The sequence below is a fragment of the Micromonospora sp. NPDC000121 genome (genome assembly GCF_042899165.1).
GTDB lineage: Bacteria > Actinomycetota > Actinomycetes > Mycobacteriales > Micromonosporaceae > Micromonospora.
In genome coordinates this window covers 920,771-946,364 of record NZ_JBIAZP010000001.1, presented here as the reverse complement: position 1 = coordinate 946,364, position 25,594 = coordinate 920,771, and the positions used below count along the sequence as shown (strand labels likewise).

Here is a 25,594-nt window from a genome sequence, read left to right as displayed (position 1 = left end):
CCTGTTGATCAAGAGGTTTGCGTCGTCGGAAAGCGCGTTTCCGGACGCAAACCTCTTGGTCATCACCCGCGAGCGGCGGGGTGAGGCGGGGTGCGGGGTGGGGTGGGTCAGGGGCGGGGGCCGAGGGCGGCGTCGACCGCGCGCCCTAGGGCGGCCACGACGAGGCCCACCGAGGGGCGGACGACGGAGTCGTCGAGGCTGACGTTGCCCGAGAAGCCGGCGCCGCCGGCGATCTCCTCCAGCCGACGGCGGGCGTCCCGGGCGGCGTCGCCGGTCAGGCCGAGCGCCGGCTCCATCCGCAGCACCGCGACCAGGGTGGCCAGGGCGGCGGTGCGCTCGTCGGGGAGCTGCCCGTCGGCCAGCGCCTCGGCGAGCCGGCGGCGGGTGTCCGCCTCCACCTCGGGGTTCACCGTCGGGTAGCGGTGCACGTGGATGAAGCCCAGCTCGGTCTCGTCCACGTCCCGCACGACGCCCTCGGCGCACAGGTCGCCGAGGATCTTGTCGCGCAGGCCGTGCCGCAGCCGCTGCACCCAGGACCACGGGCTGTGCGGGGTGTCGGCGGCGATCCGGGCGAGCACCCCGTCGACGAGCGGCTCGCCGGTGGGCGTCGGGTCGGCCACCGCCAGGGACCCCTCGGAGTAGACGATCCGTCCGGCCAGGGCCAGCTCGATCAGCACCGCGGCGGCCATCCCCAGGTCGAGGCTGATCCGCGGCATGGTCGCCTTGCCGGTCTCGTCGTCGTACGCGAGGAGAAGCAGCTCTTCGGCGAGCGCAACACCAGTCATGGCCGGAGACGCTAGCGGGTGCGCGCATTCCGCGCAGCAACCGGATGCCGGCGACGCGCCGCTCCGCCCGTACGCCTCGCCGTCGCCGCAGGCCGGGGCGGTCGGGGCGCGCGCCCCGACCGCCCCGGCGGGCCGGACGGTCAGCCCACCGTGTCGGTGCGACGGGCCTCGATCATGAGCAGGTAGTGCAGCACGCGGCGCTTCGGGGCCGTCTCCAGGTATTCGTACGCGAGCAGTTCGCCGGTCGACGGGTGGAAGACCAGCAACATCTGCGCCCGCTGCGGGGTCTCCCCCGGCGGTGGGACGAGGTCGGCGGTGACGGCCACGCCCTGGCGGCCGGCCCGGTCGACGACCCGGCCGCGCCACACGAAGCCGGGCTTCTCCGCCAGGAGAGTGAGGAGGTCGGCCCGGGTCCGCCGCGGCACCAGGTAGCTGCTGTAGATCTGGTACATGCGCATGGCCACCTCGCCCGCCGGCCGGTCGGTCCAGAGCCAGCGCGCGAGTTCCGCCCGGTCGGCCGGCACCCGCCGGGCCACCTCGTCGCGCGGGATCTCCTGGATCCCCTCCGGCGGCCTGGTGGCCGACGGGTTGGCACTGGGCGACTGTGGCCGCGTGGACCAGTATTCCCGGGACGCCGGGTCGGGGAACTCGACGTCCAGGACCCGATCGTCCTGCCAGCGCCTGCCGTCGTCCGCCGCCCAGTGGCGGCGTTCGTGCACGTAGCTCATCATGTGACCCTCGGGCGAAAACGCGGTCATGCCGCCCCAGGACTTGGTGTGGTGGTAGACGTAGCGACCACCGGCGCCTTCGTGTGGTGCGTCCACGATGCGCGCGGCGAGCGCCCGCAGGTGCCGCCCGGCCGGTTCGGCGGCGGTGACCTCGTAGGACACCGGTTGGAGCACGGTCCCGGCGACCGGCTGCGCGGGTGCCGGGGCGGGCACCGGCCCGTCCCGCAGCACCTGTGCCACCCCGGCGGAGCCGAGCACGGCCAGCGCGGCGGCCGCGCCGACGAGCACGGTGCGGCGGGGCGCGCCCCGCCGCACCGGCCCGGCCGGGGTCGCGGTCGCGGCCTCCGCCCGGATGATCACGTCGTGGGCGGACAACGGGGCCGGCGGTACGACGGCGTCGCGCGCCGGGTCGGCCGGGCCCAGGATCTTCCGGACCTGCTGCTTGGTGTGCATGGTGCTCCTCTCAGACATGGGCGGACGCCGGCCGGGCGTCTCGGGCGGGGGCGGGCGTGGTGAGGGCGGAGCGCAGTCGGCGCCGGGCCCGGTAGAGCCGCACGGCGGCGGCGGACCGGGTGCAGCCCAGGACGACGGCGGCATCGGCGACGCTCAGGTCCTCCCAGCCGATCAGCCGGAGGATCTCCTGGTCGACTTCGGGCAGCGTGCGCAGCGCCCGGTGCAGGTCGAGCACCGGCGCGACGGCGTCGGGCTCGACGATTCGTGCCGGTACGCGGTCCGCCTCGGCGAGCGGGAGCAGGCTCGGGCCGCCACGCTGGGACCGCCACCGGTTCGCCACGACGTGACGCGCCACGGCGTAGAGCCACGGGAGCGCGCGTTCCGGCACCTCGCCGCGCCGCCGCCAGACGACGACGAACACGTCCTGGGCGAGTTCGGCGGCCGCGTCGGCATCGGGAAGCCGACGTATGCCGTATCTGACGATGTCCGGGTAGTGCGCGGCGTAGAGGCTGGTGAACCAGCCCTCGCCCCGCTCACCCACGGGTTTCACTATCGATCTCCCGACCGCAGTTCCTGACAGGGACACCAGGTATGTGTCGCGGGCGGGGCGGATCGTTACCGGCGACCGGGCGGGAAGTCACCGGCCGGGGCGGGAAGTCGCCGGCCGGGGCGGGACGCGCCTGTCGGCCGGGAGCACCCGCCCCGGCGGCGCCGGGGCGGGTGGTGTGGCGTGGGGCTCCGCTAGAAGCGGGGCATGCCGCCGAACTGGCGGTCGCCGGCGTCGCCGAGGCCCGGCACGATGAACATCTTGTCGTTGAGGCCCTCGTCGATCGAGGCGGTGACCAGGCGCAGCGGCAGGCCGGAGCGCTCCAGCCGCTCGATGCCGACGGGCGCGGCGAGCACGCAGAGCACGGTGATGTCGGTGCAGCCCCGGTCGGCCAGCAGCCGGCAGCAGTGCTCCAGCGAGCCGCCGGTGGCGAGCATCGGGTCGAGCACCAGCACCGGCAGGCCGCTCAGGTCCCGGGGCAGCGACTCCATGTAGGCGCGCGGCTCGTACGTCTCCTCGTCGCGGGCCAGGCCGACGAAGCCCATCGACGACTCCGGCAGCAGACCGAGCGCGGCGTCGGCCATGCCCAGGCCGGCCCGCAGCACCGGCACCAGCAGCGGCGGGTTCGCCAGCCGGGTGCCCTCGGTGCCGGTGACGGGGGTCTGCACCGGGTACTTCTCGACGGGGAACGAGCGCGCGGCCTCGTACACCAGCATGGTGGTGAGTTCGTGCAGCGCCGCCCGGAACGAGGAGGAGTCGGTGCGCGCGTCCCGCATGGCGGTCAGCCGCGACTGGGCGAGCGGATGGTCAATGACGTGTACGTCCACGATCGCTCAACCTACCGGTCCGCCCGCGTCCGTACTGCGGGTGCGGGCGGACCAGCGACGCCGCTCACCACCAGATCGACCGGCGACACCGTGACCAAGATCACGAGTCGGTCGGATGCGTAGACTTCGGGGCATGACGGCGACAGCGACGTCGGCCCGGTCGGAGCTCTCCGAGCTGGGACGATCCGAGACCGCTCTGCGGACCTTCCTGCACGGCCTGCCCGGCGTGGACCAGGTCGGCGCGGAGCAGCGGGCGACACAGCTCGGCACCCGCTCCATCAAGACCACCGCGAAGGCGCAGGCCATCGACCTGGCGATCCGGATGGTCGACCTGACCACCCTGGAAGGGGCGGACACCCCCGGCAAGGTGCGGGCCCTCGCGGCGAAGGCGCTGCGCCCCGACCCGGCCGACCCGTCCTGCCCGCACGTCGGGGCGGTCTGCGTCTATCCCTCGATGGTCCCGCACGTCGCCGAGGTGCTGCGCGGCTCCGGTGTGCACCTGGCCAGCGTGGCGACCGCCTTCCCCTCGGGCCAGGCCCCGCTGGAGGTCAAGCTCGCCGACACCCGGGCCGCCGTCGCGGCCGGCGCCGACGAGATCGACATGGTGATCAACCGGGGCGCGTTCCTGGCCGGCCGCTACAAGGAGGTCTACGACGAGATCGTGGCGATCAAGGAGGCCTGCGGCAGTGCTGATGCCGGTCGCCAGGGGCGACCGCGAGCCCACCTCAAGGTGATCCTGGAGACCGGCGAGCTGGCCACGTACGACAACGTGCGCCGCGCCTCCTGGCTGGCGATGCTGGCCGGCGGCGACTTCATCAAGACCTCCACCGGCAAGGTCCCGGTGGCCGCGACGCCGCCGGTGACCCTGGTGATGCTGGAGGCGGTCCGCGACTTCCGCGCCGCCACCGGCCGGCAGGTCGGCGTGAAGCCGGCCGGCGGCATCAAGACCACCAAGGACGCCATCAAGTACCTGGTGATGGTCAACGAGACCGTCGGCGCGGACTGGCTGGACCCGGACTGGTTCCGGTTCGGCGCCTCCAGCCTGCTCAACGACCTGCTCATGCAGCGCACCAAGCTGACGACCGGCACCTACTCCGGTCCCGACTACTTCACCCTGGACTGAGAGCCGATGTTCGAATACGCACCCGCCCCCGAGTCCCGCTCGGTGGTGGACATCAAGCCCTCGTACGGGCTCTTCGTCGACGGGAAGTTCGTCGACCCGGCCGACGGCGGCAGCTTCAAGTCGATCAACCCGGCCTCGGAGGAGGTGCTCGCCGAGGTCGCCGAGGCCGGCGCGCAGGACGTGGACCGCGCCGTCCGCGCCGCCCGGCAGGCGTACGAGAAGGTCTGGGGCCCGATGCCGGGGCGGGACCGGGCCAAGTACCTGTTCCGGATCGCCCGGATCATCCAGGAGCGCTCCCGCGAGCTGGCGGTGCTGGAGTCGCTGGACAACGGCAAGCCGATCAAGGAGTCCCGGGACGTCGACCTGCCCCTGGTCGCCGCGCACTTCTTCTACTACGCCGGCTGGGCCGACAAGCTGCCATACGCCGGCTTCGGGCCCGACCCGAAGCCGCTCGGGGTGGCCGCGCAGGTCATCCCCTGGAACTTCCCGCTGCTGATGCTGGCCTGGAAGATCGCCCCGGCCCTCGCCGCCGGCAACACGGTCGTGCTGAAGCCGGCCGAGACCACCCCGCTGACCGCGCTGCTGTTCGCCGAGATCTGCCAGCAGGCCGACCTGCCGGCCGGCGTGGTCAACATCGTCACCGGCGCCGGCGACACCGGCCGCGCGCTGGTCGAGCACCCGGGCGTGGACAAGGTCGCCTTCACCGGCTCGACCGAGGTCGGCCGGGCCATCGCCCGCGCGGTGGCCGGCACCCGCAAGAAGCTCACCCTGGAGCTGGGTGGCAAGGCGGCCAACATCGTCTTCGACGACGCCCCGGTCGACCAGGCGGTCGAGGGGATCGTCAACGGCATCTTCTTCAACCAGGGGCACGTCTGCTGCGCCGGCTCCCGGCTGCTGGTCCAGGAGTCGGTCGCCGACCGGGTGCTGGAGTCGCTGAAGCGGCGGATGGCCCAGCTCCGGGTCGGCGACCCGCTGGACAAGAACACCGACATCGGCGCGATCAACTCCGCCGCCCAGCTCGCGCGGATCCGGGAGCTGTCCGAGGCCGGGTCCGCCGAGGGCGCCGAGCGCTGGTCGCCGCCGTGCGAGCTGCCCGAGCGCGGCTTCTGGTTCGCGCCCACCGTCTTCACCGGGGTCACCCAGGCGCACCGGATCGCCCGGGAGGAGATCTTCGGCCCGGTGCTGTCCGTGCTGACCTTCCGCACCCCGGCCGAGGCCGTGGAGAAGGCCAACAACACGCCGTACGGGCTGTCGGCCGGGATCTGGACCGACAAGGGCTCCCGGATCCTCTGGATGGCCGACCGGCTCCGCGCCGGCGTGGTCTGGGCCAACACGTTCAACAAGTTCGACCCCACCTCGCCGTTCGGCGGCTACAAGGAGTCGGGCTACGGTCGCGAGGGCGGCCGGCACGGGCTGGAGGGCTACCTCAATGTCTGAGCGGGTCGCGGTACGCAAGACGTACAAGCTCTTCATCGGCGGGAAGTTCCCGCGCAGCGAGTCGGGACGGTCGTATCTCGTGCAGGACTCGAATGTCTCCCTGGCCTCCCGCAAGGACGCGCGGGACGCCGTCGTCGCCGCCCGCGCCGCCGTCAAGGGCTGGGCCGGGGCGACCGCGTACAACCGGGGTCAGATCCTCTACCGGGTGGCCGAGATGCTGGAGGGCCGGCGCGAGCAGTTCGTCGCCCTCGGCGTGCCCGGCGACGAGGTGGACGCGGCGGTCGACCGCTGGGTCTGGTACGCGGGCTGGTCCGACAAGCTCCCCCAGGTGTACGGCGGCGCCAACCCGGTCGCCGGGCCGTACTTCAACCTGTCGGCGCCCGAGCCGACCGGCGTGGTGGCCGTGGTGGCCCCGGAGTCCCCGGCGCTGCTCGGCCTGGTCAGCGTGATCGCCCCGGCGATCGTCACCGGCAACACCGTCGTGGTGGCGGCCTCGCCGGCGGCGCCGCTGGCCGCGGTGACCCTGGCCGAGGTGCTGGCCACCTCCGACCTGCCGGGCGGGGTGGTCAACATCCTGACCGGCCGTCTGTCGGAGACCGTGCCGACGCTGGCGAGCCACATGGACGTCAACGCGATCGACCTGACCGGGGTGGCCGACGCCGAGTTGGCGGCGGAGCTGGAGGTCAAGGCGGCGGAGAACCTCAAGCGGGTGCTCCGCCCGGCCCCGGCCGACCACGACTGGTTCGCCGACCCGGGCATCACCCGGATGACCAGCCTCCTGGAGACGAAGACGGTCTGGCACCCCAAGGGGGTGTGACGGTTCCTGTCCTGGGTTTCCGGGGAGCCCCGCCCGCTCCGGGCGGTCACGCTTGATCCCTGCGCGGGCGGGGCTCCCCGGAAACCGTCCGTGGCCAGGTCCCGCGGGAAGGATCGAGCTCAGGGGTACCGCCTCGAAGAAGCACTGCCGTCGGGGTGGGTCTACTACCAGGGGTAGGATTGGGGCGTGACTCGGCTTGGTGATCTCGAACGTGCGGTGATGGACGTGTTGTGGGACTCGGTCCCCGCCACGTCGGACGGGATCACCGTGCGCGAGGTGGCCGACGCGCTGGACGGCCGGGAGCTGGCGTACACCACGGTGATGACCGTGCTGGACCGGCTCGCCGGCAAGGGCATGGTGCAGCGCGAGCGGGAGGGGCGGGCCTGGCGCTACCGGGCCGCCGCCAGCCGCGAGGCGCACATCGCCCAGCTCATGCTCGACGCCCTCGACCTCGGCGGCAGCCGGGACGCCGCGCTGGTGCGCTTCGCCCACTCGGTGACCGGCACCGAGGCCGAGGTGCTGCGGGCCGCGCTGGCCGCCGAGGCCGCCGGCGTCGTGCCGGCCGCGCCGGGTGCGCTGACCGACCGGGTCGAGGCGCCGACCGACCGGGTCGCCCGCCCGCCCGTCGCCGACGAGGTCACGGACCGGTAGGGCGGCGGCCGTGGCGTACGCTCTGCACTTCGCCGCGTCGATGCTGGCCTGCCTGCTGACCGCGCAGGTCCTGGCCCGCTCCACCTGGACGTGGCGCAGCCCCCGGGTCGCGATCCTCTGCTGGCAGGCGATCGGGCTGGCACTCGGCCTCTCCGAGGTCGGCCTGCCGATCGCGGTGGGTCTGGCCCCGTACGAGCGGCCGACCGGGAGCGCGCTGCTGGCCCTGGGCGGCGACCTGGTGCACGGCACCCTGCCACCCGGGCTCGGGGCCGTCCAGCTGAGCCTGGTCGCCCTCGGCTTCGGCATCGGCGCCGTGCTGCTGACCGCGACCGTACGCACCCTGCTCCACACGGCGCGCGCCCAGCGCCGGCACCGGGATCTGCTCGCCCTGGTGGCCCGGAACGATCCGGCGGCGCCCGGCGCGCTGGTGCTCGACCACCCGAGCGCGGCGGCGTACTGCCTGCCGGGGGTGAAGCCGCAGGTGGTGGTCAGCGCGGGGACGCTCAGCCTGCTGGACCGCGCCGAGCTGGCGGCGGTGCTCAGCCACGAGCGGGCGCACGCCCAGGAGCGGCACGATCTGGTGCTGCTCCCGTTCACCGCGCTCTGCCGGGCGCTGCCCTGGTTCGGCTGGGTGCGCGGGATCCACGAGCGGGTCGCCCTGCTGGTCGAGATGCGCGCCGACGACAAGGCCCGGGAGGCGCACCCCGAGGCGCTGGGCCGCGCGCTGCGCCGGTTCGCCGCGGCGGGCCACCGGGTCACTCCGGCCGGCGCCCTCGGCCTCGGCGACCGTGACCTGGACGTCCGGGTGCAGCGGCTGCTGGTCACCGACCGGCCGCCCCGGGTGCTCGGCGCCGTCGCCCTGTCGGTGGCCACCACGCTGGCCGCCCTGCCGATCTCGCTCTTCCTCAACTGACCCGGCGCGTCGGACGCGCGCCCCCCAAACTACTACGCCCTGTCGTAATCTTTACTACGACAGGGCGTAGTAGTTATATGTAGCGAATCTACGTGTAGGCTCACTACGACAAGTGAGCCGACAGTACGGAGAGCCGGCCATGGACACGCTGCTCCTCGCCCGCCTGCAGTTCGCCACCACCACCTCGATCCACTTCCTGTTCGTGGTGGTGACCCTCGGCCTGGTCACCCTGCTGGTGGGGTTGCAGACCACGGCCGTACTGACCGGCAAGCCGGTCTACTGGCGGCTGACCCGATTCTGGGGTCAGCTCTACGTGATCAACTACGTGCTCGGCATCGCCACCGGCATCGTGATGGAGTTCCAGTTCGGGCTGAACTGGAGCGGCCTGTCGCGCTACGTCGGCAACGTCTTCGGGGCTCCGCTGGCCATCGAGACGCTGGTCGCGTTCTTCCTGGAGTCGACGTTCCTCGGCATGTGGATCTTCGGCTGGCACCGGCTGCGCAAGGGCGTCCACCTCGCCCTGCTCTGGGGCGTCGCCCTCACCGCGTACGCCTCGGCGTTCTGGATCATGGTGGCCAACTCCTGGCTCCAGAACCCGGTCGGCTACGAGGTGCGCGACGGCGTCGCCCACCTCACCGACTTCACCGCGCTGCTGACCAACCCCAGCCTCGGCATGGCGTTCGGCCACGTGGTCTTCGCCGCGCTGCTGGTCGGCGGGATGCTGATGGCCGCGGTCAGCGCGTGGCACCTGCTCCGACGCACCCCGGACTACGCGCTGTTCCGCACCTCGCTGCGGATCGGCCTGGTCACCGCGGCGCTGTCGATCACCATGGTGCAGGGCTTCGGCTTCGCCCAGTTCGGCCCGGTCGGGCAGGTGCAGCCCACCAAGTTCGGCGGAAGCCCCGCGGCCGACGCGCTGGTCGCCGACTGGACCGCCCGGTTCGGCCCCGGCGACTACACCCCGCCCGTGCTGGCCAGCGTCGGCCTCGGCTTCATGATCCTGATCGGTTTCGGACTCGGCCTGCTCTGGCTGCTGCTCCCCCTGCTCTGGCGGGACTGGGCCGTCCGGCTGCGCTTCCCGCTCTGGCTCATCCTGCTCGCCCTGCCGCTGCCGTTCGTCGCGGTCATCCTTGGCTGGATCTCCCGCGAGGTCGGCCGCCAGCCCTGGGTCGCGTACGGGCTGCTGCCGGTGGACCGGGCGGTGTCGCCGGTCGACCCCGCGCTGATGCTCGCCTCGCTGATCGGATTCAGCCTGCTGCTCGGCACCCTCGCCGTCACCAACTGGGTCCTGCTGGCCCGGCACGCCGCCCGGGGCGCGGCCGACCCCGCGCTGGGCCGCCCGCCGCAGCAGCCGCCGGCCGACCCCCGCCCCGAGCCCGCCTTCGCCTGAGGAGACGACGTGGAACTCGCCTGGTACGCCCTGCTCGGCCTCTTCTTCGCCACTTACCTGGTGCTCGGCGGCTACGACTACGGCGTGGGCCTGCTGCTCGCCCGGGGCGCCGATCCCGCCCGCCGCCGCGCCGCCCTGAACGCCGTCGGCCCGTTCTTCCTCGGCAACGAGGTCTGGCTGGTGGCCGCCGTCGGCATCCTGTTCGGCGCCTTCCCCGTGCTGGAGGGGGAGCTGCTCTCCGGCTTCTACCCGGCCGTGGTCGGCGCGCTGACCGGGGTGATCCTGGTAACCGCCGGGGTGCAACTACGCAGCCGCCCGTCCGGCCCACGGGCCCGCGCCGGGTGGGACCGCATCGTGGTGGTCGGCAGTCTGCTCGCCGCGCTCGGCTGGGGCGCCCTGCTGGCCGGGCTGCTCCAGGGCGTGCCGCTGCACGCCGACGGGCACGTCGCCGGCGTGACCCACCTGTTCACCCCGTTCGTGGCCGCCGTCGGGCTCGCCGTCGTCGCGCTGGTCGCGCTGCACGGTGCGACCTTCCTCACCCTCCGGCTGCCGGCCGCCGAGGCCGCGCCGGTCGGGCGGCTGGCCCGCCGGCTCGTCCCGGTGGCGCTCGCCGCCGTCGGCGCGGCCACCGCGCTCGGCCTGCTGTCGGCCGACGTACGCGCCGCCGTCCGGCAGCCCGTGGCCGGCGTACTGCTGCCGGTGCTGCTGGTGGCCGCGGTGCTGGCGGCCCGGGTGGCGCTCGGCCGGCGGCGGCCCGGGCTGGCCTTCGCCGCCACCGGGGCGGCCCTGGCGCTGCCGGTGGCGCTGGTCGGCGCGACCCTCTGGCCCTACGCGCTGGTCTCCACGGTCGACCCCGGCGCGTCCCTGACGGTGGCCGACGCGGCGGCGAGCGCGCCCACGCTGCGGCTGCTGGGCTGGCTGACGGTGCCGCTCCTGCCGGCCCTACTAGGCTTTCAGGCGATGTGCTGGTGGGTTTTCCGGGGACGGACCGACGGCAGGGCACCGGTGTACTGGTGAACCGCCGTCCCTTCGACCCGCGTCTGCTGCGCCGGGTCCCCGCGGCCCGGCGCGACCTCGCCGTGCTCGCGGTGCTCGGCGTGCTGGCCGCGGGGCTGGTCGTCGCGCAGGCCACCGCGCTGGCCGCGCTGCTGGCGACCGGGTTCGACGGGCGGCTGGACCGGCCCGCCCTGGCCGGCTTCGTCGCCGCGGTGGCCGCCCGCTCGCTGCTGGTCTGGGCGCAGGGCACGGTGTCGGCGCGGGTCGCGGCGACGGTCAAGGCGGCGCTGCGCGAGGAGCTGCTGGGGGCGGTCGGCCGACAGGGCCCCGGCTGGGTCGCCGGCCAGCGCGCCGGGCAGCTCGCCACGCTGGCCGGGCGCGGGCTGGACGCACTGGACGCCTACTTCACCGGCTACCTCCCGCAGCTCGTGCTGAGCGTCACCGTGCCGGTCGCCGTGCTGGCCCGGGTCTTCGTCGCCGACTGGAGTTCGGCGCTGATCATCGCGGTCACCCTGCCGCTGATCCCGATCTTCGGCGCGCTGCTCGGCTGGCAGGCGCAGGCCGCCACCGAGCGGCAGTGGCGGCGGCTCTCCCTGCTCGGCGGGCACTTCCTCGACATGGTCGCCGGGCTGCCCACGCTGCGCGCGTTCGGCCGGGCCCGGGCGCAGACCGACGCCGTCCGCCGGATGGCCGACGGGCACCGCGTGGCGACCATGAAGACGCTGCGGATCGCGTTCCTCTCCGCCCTGGTGCTGGAGTTGGTCGCCACCCTCTCGGTGGCGCTGGTCGCCGTGCCGGTGGGCGTACGGCTGCTCGGCGGGGGCCTGACCCTCCAGACCGCGCTGCTGGTGCTGCTGCTCACGCCGGAGGCGTACCTGCCGCTGCGGGCGGCCGGCAGCCGTTTCCACGCCAGCATGGAGGGACTGACCGCGCTGGACGAGGCGCTGACCCTCTCGGCCGCCGCCCCCGCGCCGGCCGCCCGCGCCGGCGCCGCGGCGACGCCGGACGGCCGGGGCGAGATCCGGTTCGAGTCGGTGACCGTCGAGTACGAGCGGACCACCGCGCTGCGCGACGTCACGCTGACCATCCGGCCGGGCGAACGCGTCGCGGTCGTCGGCCCGAGCGGCGCCGGCAAGAGCACGCTGCTCGGCCTGCTGCTCGGCTTCGTGGCCCCCACCGCCGGCCGGGTCACCGTCGGCGGGGTGGACCTGGCCGGCGCGGACCTGGACGCCTGGCGCCGCCAGGTCGCCTGGGTGCCGCAGCGGGCCCACCTCTTCGCCGCCTCGCTGGCCGACAACATCCGGCTCGGCGCCCCCGACACCCCGGACGCGGCCCTCGCCACCGCCGTCCGCGACGCCGCCCTCGACGACGTCGTCGCCGGGCTGCCCGACGGGCTCGCCACCGTGCTCGGCGAGCGCGGGCACGGCCTGTCCAGCGGGCAGCGGCAGCGGGTCGCGCTGGCCCGCGCGTTCCTGCGGGACGCCCCGGTGGTGCTGCTCGACGAGCCGACCGCCCGGCTGGACAGCGCGAGCGAGGCCGTCGTCCTCGACGCCACCCGTCGCCTGGTGACCGGGCGGACGGCCCTGCTGGTGGCGCACCGGCCGGCGCTGCTCGCCGACGCGGACCGGATCCTGCGGATCGAGGACGGCCGGGTCACGGAGCTGGCCCCGGCGGCGGCCGGGGAGGCGACCCGATGACCGACGAGCCGATGTCGCCCGGCGGCGGCCGGACCCGACCCGGGGACGGTGCCGCCGGCGGGCCGGGGCCGGCCGGCGACCTTGCCGGGCCACGACCCGAGGGCGGCGCCACCACGCCGGCCCCGGGCCGCGCCCGCTCGCCCGAGCGGACCGTGCTGCGGCTGGCCCGGCCGTACCTGAACCGGCTGCTCGGCGCGGGGCTGCTCGCCGCCGCCACCGAGTTCGCCGGCCTCGCCCTGATGGCCACCGCGACCTGGCTGTTGATGAGCGCCGCCGGCCGGCCCCCGCTGGACCGCCTCACCGTGGCGATCGTCGCGGTCCGGGCGCTGGCGGTGGGCCGGGGGGTGCTCCGCTACACCGAGCGGCTCGCCGGGCACGACGCCGTGCTGCGGCTGATCACCGACGTCCGGGCCCGGGTCTTCGCCAGCCTCGCCGCCCGGCCGACGCTGCGGCAGCGCTCGGGTGACGCCCTGAGCCGGCTCGTCTCGGACGTCGAGGCGGTCCAGGACCTGCTGCTGCGGGTGCTGGTGCCGGCCTCGGCGGCGGCCCTGGTCAGCCTGGTCGCGGTCGGCGGGGCGGCGCTGGTCTCGCCGGCCGCCGCCGGGGCGCTCGCCGTCGGGCTGCTGGTCGCCGGGGTCGCGCTGCCCGCCCTGGCCACCGCGCTGACCCGGCGCGCCGCCGCCGAACTGGCGCCGCTGCGCGGCGCGCTCGCCACCGACGCCGTCGACCTCACCCACGGCGCCGCCGACCTGGCCGCGTTCGGCGCCACCGGGCACGCGCTGGACGCGGCCGGGGAACGCGCCCGGCGCCTGGCCCGGCTGGAACGGCGGCTCGCCGCCACGGGCTTCGCCGTCGACGCGGCCGGGGTGCTGGTGGCCGGGCTGACCGCGGGCGCGGTGGTCCTCGCCGCCCTGGCGGCGGACGTGGGCGGGGTGCTGGTCGGCGTACTGGCGGTGGGCACGCTCGCCGCCGTCGAGATCGCCCTGGCGCTGGTCGGGGCCGCCCGGCAGTGGACCCAGCTCCGCACCGGCCTGACCCGGGTGGCCGCCCTGCTCGAGGAGGCGGACGAGGTGCCCCCGTCCGACGGCGAGCCGGTCGGCCCCGGGCCGTACGACGTGCGGTTCGAGGAGTTGACCGTGCGCTACCGGGAGGGCGCCGCGCCCGCCCTGGACGGGTTCGGCCTGGAGCTGCCGCCCGGCCGCCGGGTGGCCGTGGTCGGGCCCAGCGGCGCCGGCAAGAGCACCCTCGCCGCCGTCCTCACCGGCTCCGTACGCCCCGAGCGCGGGCGGGTCACCCTGGACGGGCGGGACCTGTCGGCGTACCGGGCCGGGGAGCTGCCCCGTGCCGTTGGCGGACTGCTCGCCGAGGCGTACGTCTTCCACGCCACCGTGCGGGAGAACCTGCTGCTCGGGCGGCCCGACGCCGACGAGGACGAGCTGGCGGCGGCGACCGCGGCGGCCGGGCTGCTGGACTGGGTACGCGCGCAGCCCGACGGCTGGGACACCGTGGTCGGCGAGGAGGGCGGTCAGCTCTCCGGCGGCCAGCGGCAGCGGCTCGCGCTGGCCCGGGCGCTGCTCGCCGCGCCGGGCGTGCTGGTGCTCGACGAGCCGACCGAGGGGCTCGACCCCGCCGCCGCCGACGCGGTGCTCGCCTCCGCGCTGGCGGCCACCCCGGCCGGGCACTCCGTGCTGCTGATCAGCCACCGGCTCAGCGGGCTGGCCGACCTCGACGAGATCGTGGTGCTGGACGCCGGCCGGGTGGCCCAGCGCGGCCGGCACGCCGACCTCGTCGCGGCCCCCGGCTGGTACCGGGACCAGTGGCTGCTCCAGGAGGCCGCCGAACGCGGGTACCTGGCGCTGCGCCCCTGAGCCCGGCACGCTCCTTCCCCGGCCCGCACCTCCGGGTCGGGCCAGGGTTGTCCCGGACACCGCCCGGCGGCCGTCCGTGACAGGGTGGTGCCATGCGGTGCGACGACGCGACGATGGTGGAGGAGCGGCTGCGGGAGCTGGACGCGCGGCTGCGCGGGCCGCGCCGGCTGAAGTCCGACCTGCTGACCGAGGCGCGGCACGGTCTGCTGGACGCCGTCGACGCGTACCGGGAGGACGGGCTGCCGGCGGCGGAGGCCCAGCGCCGGGCGGTGGCCGAGTTCGGCTCCGCGGCGCTGCTGGCCCCGACCTACCAGGCGGAGCTGGCGGTGGGCGCGCTGCGCGGGCTGTCGCTGCGGGTCCTCGGGCTGGCCGCGGTCGCGTTCGTCGCCGGCGACCTCACCTGGCGTGGGGCGAGCTGGAGCGACGGACCCCGCCCGCCGGCCGGCTACCTGCTCCTGTCGGCCTCGGTGGACTGGATCTGGGCCGCCGCGTTCGTGCTGGCGGCGGTCGGGCTGCTGCTGGCCGGGGCCGGTCGGTGGGCGCTGCGCGGCGACTGCGCGGTCGGCCGGGCGGTGGGCACGGCGCTGACCGGGGCCCTCGCCCTCGGCGTGCTGGCCGGCGCGGCCCTCTTCGCGTGGTCGATCGGGCTGTGGGAAGGCGCGCTCACCTGGCCGCCGATGCTCGTCGGGGCCGTGGTGGCCACCGCCGGTTACGTGTGGCTCGGCCGGGCCGCCCGCACCTGGCTGCTCGCCGTCCGCTGACCCGCGGGCCGGCGTGTAACCGGCGTGGCCACGATCGCGGTGCCGGCCGTCAGCGGGCCGCCCGCGCCGTCAGGCGGGCGCGGTGGGTGGGGCGTCGGTGTCGAGGAACCGGCCGACGGTGCTGCTGAACTCGCGCCACCCGGACCGCTCTCCGGCCAGCGCCCGCCGCCCCGCTTCGGTGAGCTGGTAGGTCCGCCGCTCGCGCCCGTTGACGGTGCTCCAGGTGCTGGCCACGTGGCCGGCCCGCTCCAGGCGGCGCAGCGCCGGGTAGATGGTGCCGGTGGGCAGGTCGAGCGCGCCGTCGCTGCGGCTCCGCAGCGCCTCGATGATCGCGTAGCCGTGCATCGAGCCCTGCTCCAGCACCGCGAGCAGCAGCGCGTCGAGGTGTCCGTGCAGCGCCTGGGCCTTCATGTGTAGAGAGGCTACTTGTTGGCGGGCCGCTCCGCCACCGGGGTGCGGGCACGGTCACAGGGAGTCGCCCACTAGGGTATGTGCCCAGAGTCACTCGTCGACGGCGCACGTCGGCGGGTGGGCAACCCGAAGCACACGGAGGTCAGCGTGGCCCGCCAGTCGCCCCAACGGCCCGACGCCGACGAGCCCGAGCTCGACGACGTGGACGACACGGCCGAGTCCGACACCGCAACGGTCTCGGCCGAGGCCGCCCGCGCCCTCTGGGACGAGCTGCGGATCGACCCGGTGGAGATCGCGCTGCCCGCCGGCACCGGCTACACGCTGCGGGCGTACCGGCCGGCGCGGGAGCTGACCCCCACGGACGTCGCCGAGCGCGACCAGGACGACCCGTTCCTGGCCCGGCGCCAGGTCGTCGAGGAGGACGAGGACGACGAGACCGTCGTCATCCTCGACGAGGACGTCGCCCAGGAGTTCGCCGAGAGCGACGAGGAGGACGGCAAGACCCGCCGCGGCAAGGCCGACGAGGAGGCCGAGGCGGCCGCCGAGGACGAGGACGAGGACGAGGCGGGCGACGAGGAGGTTCCGGTCTTCCTCAGCCACCGCGGCAAGCTGCTGCTGTTCAAGACGCCGGAGTCGCTGGTCAGTTTCATCCGCTCCGGCGCGCCCAACGACCTGTCCCAACTGGACAGTTGGAGCGAGCTGTCCGAACGGGTGGAGCCGGCCGACATCGCGCCGCTGGACGAGGACATCTACGAGCTCGACCTGGTGGTGGAGAACCTCCGCGGCGGCCACGACACCTGGGACCCCACGCTGCTCATCGAGGCCGGCGAGGTGGCCCGCGACCTGGCGTACGCGCTGCGCCTGCCCGCGGTGCTGGACATGCTCTCCGCCGGTTCCAGCCTGGACGACCTGGACGAGGCGCTGCGCGCCACGGTCGACGGCGGCCTCGGTGCGTTCTTCGGCCGTCGGCGGCTGAAGAAAATCGGGGCACAAACCGCAAGTCTGGGTTGGCGCACCATTGTCGGCAAGATCTCTGCGGTCGTGGACTGGCGCGACTGACCCTTTACGGGGAGCATCAGTCTCTGGCAGAGAAAGCCTCGTGTCCCGGGAGGAGGACGACGCCGTGGCGCTCGTGCGCGTGTACTGCGGTCTGGCCTCGGCGGATCCGGCCGACCGACCGGCTTCGGCCGGTTCGACGCTGACGTCCGCTGTGGTCGACGACGCAGGCCGTCTGCTGCATGTCTGCGAGATCGGCGACGACCCGGCTGGCTACGCCCAGCTGGTCGCGCTGCTCGTGGAGCGGTCGGGCGGGCCGAGCGGTGCGGCGATCGCCGCCGACAGCGACGACCACACGGTCACCTCGCTGCTCAGCGCCGCGGGTCGCCCCCTGGCGATCGCCGACGACGACTCCGTCGACGACTTCGCCGAGCGGTTCGCCGACGACGACTCCCTGGAGGAGATGCAGTCGCCCCCGGCCGAGCGGCGCGCCGTCGGCCTGGCGCGTGCCCTGCAGGCCGGCGCGCTCTCCGCCGTCACCCTCCCGGCCCCCCGGGACCTCGCCGGATACAAGCAGGTGCTCGCCGCGCACGCCGCGCTGGCCAGCGGGCGGCACTCCGCCGCCGTCGCGCTGCGCGAGGTGCTCCGCGAGCTCTACCCGGCCGCGTTGCGCGCGTACCCGGACCCGGCCGAGCCGGTCTCGCTGGCCGTCCTGGACGCGCTGCCCGAGCCGGGCATGCTGAGCGGCCGCGAGGTGCCGGTCGCCGCCGACGCGATCGCGGCGCGGCTCGCGGCCGACGGGGTCGCGGGCGCCGAGCAGCTCACCGACGCCGTGACGGCCCTGCGGGTCGCCATCAGCGAGACACCGCGGCGCGCCACTGTCAACCGCGCCCTCACCTCCGCCGTGGCGGAGACCGTGCGGCAGGCCGTCGCCTCCGTCCGGGCGTGCGACGCCGGCTGCGAGGCCCTGGTCGGCGCGCTCAACGCCCGTGCCGGCACGCCCGCCGCGTCGGCCCCCGGACGTCGGGCCGCGGCCCGACGCGGCGAGCCGGTCGGCGACCTGCCCGGCCTCGCCCCCACCGGAGCGGGCCTGCGTCCCGTCCGGCCCACGGAGCCCGAGCCGACGCCGTCCGGCGGCCGCCGGAGCCGTCCGGAGCCCGTCTCCGGCGCGACGCCGCCCCCGGCGCCCCGGCCGCTCGGCCCGCCGCCGGTCGCCCCGGCACCCGTCACGCCGCCGCCGGTCGCCCCGGCGCCGGTGGCCCCGGCCGCGGTGGCCGGTCCCCCGGTCTCCGCGCCACCCTCGCGGCCGGCCCCGGCGCCGAGCCGGATCGACGGCCCGACCAACCGCCCGGTCTCCGCGCCGCCGCCCCCGCCGCCCGGCATCACCCCGATCGCCCCGGTACAGCGCGGCACCGTGCCCCCGGCCGAGGCCGGGGAGCCGTTCCGGCCCACGCTGACCACCGCGGCGATCCAGAGCGCCCGCGCCGAGCGGCAGCGCACCGTGATCCCGCCCCGGCCCAAGACCAACAGCGAGTCTCCCGCGCCCACGGGCGGCTTCAGCGTCACCGACCACAACGTGCCCGTGCCCGTGCCCACGCCGCGGCCCGACCAGGAGTCCGCTCCCCCCGGGTCCCGGGCCAACTGGCCACTGGTCAACAACCCGGAGGACCCGTCCGACAGCCCGGCGAAGAACCCGGTCGCCGGTTCCTACGGCGACCGGGGCGGGAGCGGCATCGACGCGCCGACCGACCCCGGCACCGAGCGTCGCGTCACCCCGCCCTGGCTCGCCGACGACCTGCCCCAGGAACCGCCGATGCTGCGCCTGGTCGAGCCGCCGCCGCTGGCCGACCGCGCGCTGCGCGACGGACCGGGCCAGGCCCCCGACCCGGAGACGCCACCGCTGCGGCTGGTCGACCGCGAGGAGCCCGGACGCAACGGCCGGCCGGCCCCCCGCGCCGAACACCCGGTGGCCGAGCACCGACCGGCGCCGCCCGTGGAGCGGCGGCCCCCGCCGATCTCCGACGAGGGCGACGGCGACCTGCTGATCTTCGCCCAGGCGAAGTCCGCCTGGTTCGTCGGGCACGCCGAGGAGTCCGACCTGGACTGGTCCACCACGGCCGACACCGGCTGGCAGGCCGCCGAGCAGGCCGCCCGCCCGGCGGTCGGCGCGGAGACCTCGGCCGGGCTGCCCAAGCGGGTCCCGCAGGCCAACCTCGTCCCCGGGTCACCGCTGCGGGACGAGCGTCCCCTGCGGATCGTCCGGGACGCGGCGAGCCTCGCCGAGAACACCACCGGCTACTTCCGCGGCTGGCGTCGCGGGCAGGAGATCGGCGGGTTCGCGGTCGGCGGTCGACCTGGCCGGGAGGCCGCCGGCGGCTGGGACTTCAGCCGCGACACCGGCGACCGCGACGACGACCGGGAATACGAGTACCGCTCCGCCGGCTACCGCTCCTGAGCCGCAAAACCGCCTCCCACCTGGTGTTCCTGCCCACACCCGGATAATTTGACGCCGGGTTGCGGCGGCCGGGACCATACCCGGCGGAACAGCCGGCGGCAGGGGTCGCCGGGGTGGGAAGGCGACTCGTGGTGACATCGGCAACCAACCCCTCCGTGCTCACCCGTCGCGGTCTGCTGGCCGCGACGGCGGGCACGCTGCTGCTCAGCGCCTGCGGGCGCGGCGAGGCGGGCGAGGGGAATCCGGTCAGGACGGTCGCGCCGGGCGGTCGGGAACTGCTGATCGGGGCCTGCCTGGAGCTGACCGGCCCCGGTGCCGTGCTCGGCGTACTCCAGCAGCGGGCGCTGGACATCACCGTCGAGGCGCTCAACGCCAAGGGCGTCCCGGTCGGCAACCTGCGCCGCAGCGTACGGCTGGAGGTGCGGGACAACGCGGGCGATCCCCGGCTGGCGGCCCGGCAGGCCACCGAGCTGGCCCGCGACACCGGTGTGCACGCCCTGCTCGGCGGCACCATGGCCGAGACCTCGATCGCCCTGGCCGAGGTGGCGCAGCAGCAGCGGGTGCCGTTCCTCTCGCTCGGCTTCGGCGACGGCATCGTGCTGCCGCTGCCGCAGCGGACGTACGTCTACAAGCTCACGCCGGACGCCGGTGACATGGCCCGGCGGTTGGCCGGGCTGATCGCCTCGCAGCGGCTGGGCCGGGTGGCGGTGCTGGCCGCGCACGGGCTGCACGGAGACTCCGGCGTACGGGCCATGACGGGGGCTCTGCGGACGGCCGGGGTGGAGCCGGCGGCCGGCACCCGGCTGCCCCGCACCGGCGAGGACTTCCGTCGCGCCGCCCGGTCGACGGCCGCCGCCCGCCCGGACGGCGTGGTGGTCTGGGCGACCGCCCCGGACTCCGCCGCCGCCGTGGGGGCGCTGCGCCGGGCCGGGTACGACGGTCCGGTGTTCCTCGACGCGGGCGCGGTCGCCGAGGAGACCCTGCGGGGCGCCAACGCGTCCCTGATGGAGGGTGCGTACGCGGTCCACCCGGTCTCGCTGGGCGGGGCCATGCTCGCCAACACCACGATGTCGGCACTGCAGCGCAAGGACTTCGTCTACCGGTACGTGCAGTTGCACGGTGGGTTCAGCGGCTTCGCCCCGTACGCGTCCGACGCGGTGCAGCTGATCGCCGACGCGGCCCGGCTGTCCACCAGCGTCGACCGTGGACGCCTGCGGGCGTTCCTGCAGAACCAGGTCACCGAGGGGATGGCGGGGATGTACTCGTTCACCCCCATCCGGCACGGCGGCATGGACGAGGGGTCGCTGGGCCTCTACACCGTCAGCTCGGGCGCCTGGACGAGGGTGTCCTGACTCCCGCGCCCGCGTCCCCACCGTCGCCCGCCGGCATGCCACCCGCGACGCGGGCAGCGGCCCGCCCAAGGGCGTGAGCGACAGCCCACCGAGGGACGTGGGCAGCGACGAGCGCCCGGTGACGGCCGAAGCCGACGCCGGGCGCTCGTCGTCGCGATCAGGCCGGGGCTACGGCGCGCGAGCGCCGCATGGTGAGCACGTACTCGACCAGCGAGATCAGCACGTGCTTCGTCGACTCCCGGTTCCGGGCGTCGCAGGCCACCACCGGCACGTCGCTCGAGATCGCGAGCGCGTCCCGGACGTCCTGCGGGTCGTGGTACTGCATCCCGTCGAAGCAGTTGATGGCCACCAGGTACGGCAGCCGCCGGTGCTCGAAGAAGTCGATCGCCGCGAAGCAGTCGGCCAGTCGGCGGGTGTCCACCAGCACGACCGCGCCGATCGCGCCGCGCACCAGCTCGTCCCACATGAACCAGAACCGGGTCTGACCCGGCGTACCGAACAGGTACAGGATCAGATCGCGGTCGATCGAGATACGACCGAAGTCCATCGCCACGGTGGTCGTCGTCTTGCCCGGCACCTGCGCGGTGTCGTCGACGCCCACGCCGGCGGAGGTCATGATCGCCTCGGTCGTCAGCGGCGTGATCTCCGAGACCGAGCCGACCAGCGTCGTCTTGCCGACGCCGAATCCACCGGCGATCACGATCTTCGCCGACGTCACGCGCCCGCTCGGGGCCGGCGGCCGGTGCGACATGTCAGAGCCTGCGAAGTCCACTCAGCACCCTCTCCAGCAGTTCAGTGCCCACCGCGTCGTCCGAGTCGTCCAGGATGGTCGGCTCGTGGACCGCGACCAGGCCGTCCGTCGCCATGTCGGCGATGAGCACCCGGGCCACACCGAGCGGAAGCTGCATCCGCGCCGCGATCTCGGCGAGCGATTGCACACGTCCGTCACACAGCGCGGCGATGTACTGGTGCTCGCGGCCCTGGCCGCCGTTGCCATTGGCAGCGGCCCGGCCGCGCACCGTCGTCTCGACGAGCGCCTCCAACGCGATGTCGAGACGGGGGCGGGTACGACCGCGGGTCACGGCGTACGGACGGACCAACGCTCCTGTCGGCTCGTCACGATCGACCATGTCGCCGCTCACCTCCTTCGTCGTACCCGGCACCGGCTCCGGATGGAGCCCGTCGTTGTCGTTGTCGCCCCGCCGACCTCACCGGTCAGCAGGTCGTCAGCCCAGCATGCCCGCGGCCGCACGCGGCTGCGGGGTCAACGCGTCGCCCACCCGGTCGACGAGCAGGGCCATCTCGTAGCCGACCTGCCCGACGTCGCAGCTACGGGCGGCCAGCACCGCGAACGACGAGCCGTCCGAGATGGACATCAGGAACAGGAAGCCGTTGTCCATCTCGACCACGGTCTGCAGCACCGCGCCGCCCTCGAAGCAGCGGGCCGCGCCCTGGGTGAGGCTGACCAGGCCGGACGCGATCGCGGCCAACTGGTCGGCCCGGTCACGCGGGAGGTCCCGAGACGACGCGAGGAGCAGGCCGTCCGCGGAGACGGCGACCGCGTGCGCGACACCGGGCACCCGGTCCGCGAAGTTGGCCAGCAGCCAACCGAGATCCTGCGTAGTTGTCATCCTTCTTGCTCCTTCTGCCCGCTCCCGGCCATCGGGCCTGAGCCAGACTGCGAGGATTGCTGCCCTCCCGGAGTCGCCTCCGGGTTGGTCGGGTTGCTGTCCGGGTGCGTACGCCCCCGCTGCACGCCCCGGTGGTATGCCGAGAGCAGGCCACGGACACCCTCCGGCGTGCGCCGCTGCACCGAGGTGGTGGGCTTCTCCACCGCACCCGGCACCAACTGTGCCATGGGGGTGCGCTTGGGCAGGCCCGTCGAGGTGGTCGCCGCCACCGGGACCTCGGTCGCCGCCGAAGCCGCGCGCCACCCGTCGTCGGCGGCGGTCTGCCAGCCGCTGCCCTGCTGCGGGGAGGGCCGGCGATGACCGAAGCTGTCGGCGACACCGGGGCGGGCAGCCCCGTTGACCGTCGATCCGTCCTCGCGCGGCGCTCCTCCGGCCGTCGGCTTCTCTGCCATCGGTGCGTTACCTGTCCCGGGTGGTGTCTGCTGCGAGCCCTGACCGCCGGCGTCGACCTGGGCGAACTGCTGCGTCGCGGCGCCGGTGGCCGCTGTCTTCGCGGCGGGCGCCGCCGCCTCCTCCGGGCCCGGCCGACGGGTCCGGAACCAGGCCGACTCGAGCTCCCGGAAGATCGGCAGCTCCATCGTCTCGTCCGCGTACCGCTGCCGGCTCTGGGCCGGCTGCGGGGTGGCCAGCCGGGCCGACGCGGCGGCCGGCTCCGGCGCCGGGGCGACCGGGTTGTCCGCGCCGGCGCGCGGCACCCGCGGGAGTTCGGTGGTCATGTCCAGCGCGGCGGCGAGGCGCTCGGGCACCGGCGGCGTCACGGCCTCGCGCTCCGCCCCGGCGACCGGCGGCCAGGCCGGCGGTGCCGGCGTGGCCGGGCCCTGCGCGCCGGGGACCGGGCGCTGCGGCAGCGGGCTGCTCGGCGGCGCCGAGACCGGCGGGCCGGAGAACGGCGCGGCCGAGACCGGGTGGCCGGACACCGGCGACGCCGAGACCGGCATGCCGGAGACCGGTGGGCTGGACACCGGGGGCGCGGAGTAGGGACTCGGCGGGGTCGACACCGGCGGTCCCGCGTAGGGCGCCGGCGGCGCGGAGACCGGCGGAACCGGCGGGGCCGAGTACGGCCGGGCCTCGGGGCTGCTGGGCAGCTGCCGCGGGACGGCGGACTGCTGGCCGGTCGCGTCCGGGTCGTCGCCGGACCGCCGCTGCGGCAGCGGATCGATCGGCTGGCCGTTGGAGGTACGCGGGCGGAACGCCTCGCCGTTGGTGGTCCCGCTGGCGCCGGTCAGGTCGGACCAGGCCGGCATGGACCCCATCCCGCCCGTCGAGGCGGGCGTGCCGGCCCCGTTGCGTGGCGCCGGGTCGAACGGCCGGCCACCCAGGGTCACCTGGTTGCCGGACTCGCCGGGACGCTGGCTCGGCATCGGGTTGGCCGGGCGGCTGCCGAGCGCCGGCAGCGCGCCGAAGGCCGGGGCGGGGCCGGACGACGGCCCGCCGAACGCCGGGGCCGGACCGGACGACGGCCCGCCGAACGCCGACGCCGGGCCGGGCGCCGGGGCGCCGGAGACGGGCAGGGCGGGCGACGACTGGGCGCGGCCGGAGAGGGCCCGGGGGACGAGCACCGACGTGGGCATGACCACCTCGGCGACGGTGCCCCGGTCGGTGCCGGGACGCAGCTCGACCTTGACGCCGTGGCGGGACGCCAGCCGGGCGACCACGACCAGGCCCATCATCCGCGAGACCGCCACGTCCACCTGCGGCGGCGTGGCGAGCCGCTCGTTGAGCTCGTTGAGCTGCTCGCGGCTGATGCCGATGCCCCGGTCCTCGACGTAGAGCGAGGCGCGGTCGCCGACCCGGCGGGCCTCGACCATGACGTGCGAGTCCGGCGGCGAGAACGCGGTGGCGTTGTCGAACAGCTCGGCGACCAGGTGCACCATGTCGTTGACGGCGTGGGCCGCGACCTCGATGTCCCGGTCGATCACCCCGAACTCGATCCGGGTGTAGTGCTCGACCTCGGACTGGGCGGCCCGGAGCACGTCGATCAGCGCGGCCGGCTCGCGCTGCACGCGGGTGGAGTCGGCGCCGGCGAGCACCAGCAGGTTCTCGTCGTTGCGGCGCATCCGGGTGGCCAGGTGGTCGAGCTGGAACAGCTCGGCCAGCCGGTCCGGGTCCTCCTCGCCGCGCTCCAGCCGGTCCAGGTGGCCGATCAGGCGGTCGACCAGGATCTGCGACCGGCGGGCCAGGTTGACGAACATCGTGGCGACGGACGCGCGCAGCGCGGCCTGCTCGGCGGCGGTGCGGACCGCCTCCAGGTGGACCGCGTTGAACGCCTCGGTCACCTGGCCGAACTCGTCCTTGCTGCGCACCGGCAGCGGCTCGGCGATCTGGTTGGCGAGCTGCACCGGGGAGAGCTGGCCGGTGACCTGGGGGTCACGCAGCCGGGCCACGGCCTGGGGCAGGCCGTACTGGGCGATCGAGAGGGCGCCCTGTCGCAGGTCGCGCAGCGAGCGGGCCATCGAGCGGGCGACCAGGTAGGCGAAGAGGATGGCCAGCAGCAGCATGCTGAGCAGCAGGCCGGTCTCCAGGAACACCTGGCGCTGCACGTCCGAGCGCAGGTCGTCGGCGACCGCGACGACGTCGCTGTCGATCTTCGACTCGACCGTGCGGATGAGCTTGGCGTTGGCCACCATGGCCGCGTCCCACTCGTCCGCGTCGAACGGCGCGCCGGTCAGGCTGTCGGCGGTGGTGATGCCGTTGAGCCAGCTGTTGTACGTGTTCGCCTCGCGCAGGTCGGGGCCGGCGACCACCTGCGCGTAGTACTCCTGCTCGGACTGGGCGGCCACCACCCGGAAGCTCTGCAGCCACTGGCTGGAGCCGGTGCTGGCGGCGATGTACTCGTTGCGCAGGTTCGGCGTGAGCCGCTGCTGGATGAACGCGCGGTGCACCACGTCCCGGCGGCGGGACAGGAACTCCTTGTTCCGGGCGGTGGCGGTCGCGGCGCGCATCTGGTCGCTCAGGTCGTTGTCGCCGGCGAGCTGGGTGGCCGAGTCGCGGACGCTCAGCAGGTTGTCGATCAGGCCGTCGTACGCCTGCATCGCCGGGACGAGGCCGAGCTTGCCGTTGAAGACCTGGCTGCGGGTGCCGGGAAGGTCGGTCAGGGTCTGGTCGATCTCGCCCAGCAGGGTCTCGAGGTTGGCCGGGAGGTCCTCGACCTTGCCCCGCTGCTGGGAGTACGGCCCCTTGGCCTTGTCGACCTCGCCGTTGGCCTCCTCGTACGCCTTCTTGAAGCGGGCCGCGTCCTGGCCCTTCGGCACGCCCAGCAGGCGCAGCGCGTTGGTCCGCTCGTCCTGGAGCGTGTCGACCAGGTCACCCGAGTAGCCGACGAGATTGGCCAGGTCACCGGCCCGGTTGGCATTGTTGAGGGTCTCCAGGTGGTCCACCAGACCGCTGGTGCCCACGACGACCGTGGCGATGGTCGGCACGATCATGATGAGACCGAGCTTGGACCAGATCGGCATGTCACGGACCCGACCGGCAGGCCGGCGCAGCCGTGACAGGAAGGAGCCCGCCGTCTTTGGCCGTTTGCTCACGTCACCGCCCTCGCGATTAAGCGTCCGCGTCGCCCTCGGGCAACGCCCAGCGGCCGACCCGGCGGGTCGGACCATCCGAGATTCCATCACGGCCACCCCTGAAAGAGAAAGCCCAGGTTGGCCGTCACTCGAGGTGTGATGAGATGTTGATGCAATTTGATAGCAGTCC

At 74.9% G+C, this 25,594-nt stretch carries 22 protein-coding genes; 13 read left to right on the top strand and 9 right to left on the bottom strand.

Annotated elements, in window-relative coordinates; all coding sequences use genetic code 11:
- Positions 1 to 107: 107 nt before the first annotated feature.
- The 4 genes from ACFY23_RS04630 to upp all read right to left on the bottom strand — a co-directional run bounded on the left by ACFY23_RS04630 (position 108) and on the right by upp (position 3,340).
- Positions 108 to 785, bottom strand: coding sequence for a GPP34 family phosphoprotein (locus ACFY23_RS04630; RefSeq protein WP_350685906.1), 678 nt, complete (start codon positions 783 to 785; stop codon positions 108 to 110).
- A gap of 140 nt (positions 786 to 925) precedes the next feature.
- A complete protein-coding gene (locus ACFY23_RS04625) occupies positions 926 to 1,966 on the bottom strand; it encodes a CU044_5270 family protein (protein WP_350818873.1) in 1,041 nt (346 codons plus the stop codon).
- Positions 1,967 to 1,976: 10 nt separating this feature from the next.
- Positions 1,977 to 2,507, bottom strand: a complete 531-nt coding sequence (locus ACFY23_RS04620) for a sigma-70 family RNA polymerase sigma factor (RefSeq protein WP_350685880.1) — start codon at positions 2,505 to 2,507, stop codon at positions 1,977 to 1,979.
- Between the two features lie 200 nt (positions 2,508 to 2,707).
- Positions 2,708 to 3,340 (bottom strand): uracil phosphoribosyltransferase, encoded by a 633-nt coding sequence (upp, locus tag ACFY23_RS04615; RefSeq protein WP_350685881.1) that lies wholly within the window; start codon positions 3,338 to 3,340, stop codon positions 2,708 to 2,710.
- Between the two features lie 133 nt (positions 3,341 to 3,473).
- Between upp and deoC the strand changes: the two genes are divergently transcribed.
- The 10 genes from deoC to ACFY23_RS04565 all read left to right on the top strand — a co-directional run bounded on the left by deoC (position 3,474) and on the right by ACFY23_RS04565 (position 14,993).
- On the top strand, positions 3,474 to 4,463 hold the full coding sequence (deoC, locus tag ACFY23_RS04610; RefSeq protein WP_350685882.1) for a deoxyribose-phosphate aldolase: 990 nt from the start codon (positions 3,474 to 3,476) through the stop codon (positions 4,461 to 4,463).
- Between the two features lie 6 nt (positions 4,464 to 4,469).
- Positions 4,470 to 5,900, top strand: coding sequence for an aldehyde dehydrogenase family protein (locus tag ACFY23_RS04605; protein ID WP_350818874.1), 1,431 nt, complete (start codon positions 4,470 to 4,472; stop codon positions 5,898 to 5,900).
- Entirely contained in the window at positions 5,893 to 6,717 is an 825-nt protein-coding gene (locus ACFY23_RS04600) for an aldehyde dehydrogenase family protein (RefSeq protein WP_350685884.1), read from the top strand. Before ACFY23_RS04605 ends, ACFY23_RS04600 begins: the two co-directional genes overlap by 8 nt.
- A gap of 186 nt (positions 6,718 to 6,903) precedes the next feature.
- Positions 6,904 to 7,368 (top strand): BlaI/MecI/CopY family transcriptional regulator, encoded by a 465-nt coding sequence (locus tag ACFY23_RS04595; RefSeq protein ID WP_350685886.1) that lies wholly within the window; start codon positions 6,904 to 6,906, stop codon positions 7,366 to 7,368.
- 10 nt (positions 7,369 to 7,378) lie between these two features.
- Positions 7,379 to 8,281, top strand: a complete 903-nt coding sequence (locus ACFY23_RS04590) for a M56 family metallopeptidase (protein WP_350685887.1) — start codon at positions 7,379 to 7,381, stop codon at positions 8,279 to 8,281.
- 139 nt (positions 8,282 to 8,420) lie between these two features.
- Positions 8,421 to 9,671 (top strand): cytochrome ubiquinol oxidase subunit I, encoded by a 1,251-nt coding sequence (locus ACFY23_RS04585; RefSeq protein WP_350685888.1) that lies wholly within the window; start codon positions 8,421 to 8,423, stop codon positions 9,669 to 9,671.
- A gap of 9 nt (positions 9,672 to 9,680) precedes the next feature.
- Positions 9,681 to 10,688: a cytochrome d ubiquinol oxidase subunit II gene (locus tag ACFY23_RS04580; protein WP_350685889.1), complete on the top strand. Its 1,008-nt coding sequence runs from the start codon at positions 9,681 to 9,683 to the stop codon at positions 10,686 to 10,688.
- Positions 10,685 to 12,364 (top strand): thiol reductant ABC exporter subunit CydD, encoded by a 1,680-nt coding sequence (gene cydD / locus ACFY23_RS04575; RefSeq protein ID WP_350818876.1) that lies wholly within the window; start codon positions 10,685 to 10,687, stop codon positions 12,362 to 12,364. The genes ACFY23_RS04580 and cydD overlap by 4 nt, the downstream gene beginning before the upstream one ends.
- Positions 12,365 to 12,375: 11 nt before the next feature.
- Positions 12,376 to 14,232, top strand: a complete 1,857-nt coding sequence (gene cydC / locus ACFY23_RS04570) for a thiol reductant ABC exporter subunit CydC (RefSeq protein ID WP_387035859.1) — start codon at positions 12,376 to 12,378, stop codon at positions 14,230 to 14,232.
- Positions 14,233 to 14,324: 92 nt separating this feature from the next.
- On the top strand, positions 14,325 to 14,993 hold the full coding sequence (locus tag ACFY23_RS04565) for a permease prefix domain 1-containing protein (RefSeq protein ID WP_350687075.1): 669 nt from the start codon (positions 14,325 to 14,327) through the stop codon (positions 14,991 to 14,993).
- 69 nt (positions 14,994 to 15,062) lie between these two features.
- On the opposite strand, the gene ACFY23_RS04560 is transcribed toward ACFY23_RS04565, so the two are convergent.
- Positions 15,063 to 15,404, bottom strand: a complete 342-nt coding sequence (locus ACFY23_RS04560; protein ID WP_350687074.1) for a helix-turn-helix transcriptional regulator — start codon at positions 15,402 to 15,404, stop codon at positions 15,063 to 15,065.
- A 117-nt stretch (positions 15,405 to 15,521) separates the two neighbouring features.
- Here ACFY23_RS04560 and ACFY23_RS04555 point away from each other — a divergent pair, with 117 nt between their 5' ends.
- The 3 genes from ACFY23_RS04555 to ACFY23_RS04545 all read left to right on the top strand — a co-directional run bounded on the left by ACFY23_RS04555 (position 15,522) and on the right by ACFY23_RS04545 (position 20,207).
- Positions 15,522 to 16,463, top strand: coding sequence for a DNA primase (locus tag ACFY23_RS04555; protein ID WP_350687079.1), 942 nt, complete (start codon positions 15,522 to 15,524; stop codon positions 16,461 to 16,463).
- A gap of 40 nt (positions 16,464 to 16,503) precedes the next feature.
- The gene (locus ACFY23_RS04550; protein WP_350818878.1) at positions 16,504 to 18,855 is read left to right on the top strand and encodes a transposase; all 2,352 of its coding nucleotides are present in this window, start codon (positions 16,504 to 16,506) and stop codon (positions 18,853 to 18,855) included.
- A gap of 131 nt (positions 18,856 to 18,986) precedes the next feature.
- Complete coding sequence (locus ACFY23_RS04545; protein WP_350685428.1) at positions 18,987 to 20,207, top strand: ABC transporter substrate-binding protein; 1,221 nt, start codon at positions 18,987 to 18,989, stop codon at positions 20,205 to 20,207.
- A gap of 157 nt (positions 20,208 to 20,364) precedes the next feature.
- Here the strand turns inward: ACFY23_RS04545 and ACFY23_RS04540 are convergent, their stop codons facing one another.
- The 4 genes from ACFY23_RS04540 to ACFY23_RS04525 all read right to left on the bottom strand — a co-directional run bounded on the left by ACFY23_RS04540 (position 20,365) and on the right by ACFY23_RS04525 (position 25,425).
- Positions 20,365 to 20,958: an ATP/GTP-binding protein gene (locus ACFY23_RS04540; protein WP_350685429.1), complete on the bottom strand. Its 594-nt coding sequence runs from the start codon at positions 20,956 to 20,958 to the stop codon at positions 20,365 to 20,367.
- A gap of 1 nt (position 20,959) precedes the next feature.
- Positions 20,960 to 21,337 carry a DUF742 domain-containing protein gene (locus tag ACFY23_RS04535; protein ID WP_350685443.1) on the bottom strand — a complete coding sequence of 126 codons (378 nt, stop codon included), beginning with the start codon at positions 21,335 to 21,337 and terminating at the stop codon, positions 20,960 to 20,962.
- 96 nt (positions 21,338 to 21,433) lie between these two features.
- Positions 21,434 to 21,838 (bottom strand): roadblock/LC7 domain-containing protein, encoded by a 405-nt coding sequence (locus ACFY23_RS04530; RefSeq protein ID WP_067370442.1) that lies wholly within the window; start codon positions 21,836 to 21,838, stop codon positions 21,434 to 21,436.
- On the bottom strand, positions 21,835 to 25,425 hold the full coding sequence (locus ACFY23_RS04525) for a nitrate- and nitrite sensing domain-containing protein (protein WP_350685431.1): 3,591 nt from the start codon (positions 25,423 to 25,425) through the stop codon (positions 21,835 to 21,837). Before ACFY23_RS04525 ends, ACFY23_RS04530 begins: the two co-directional genes overlap by 4 nt.
- Positions 25,426 to 25,594 lie beyond the last annotated feature (169 nt).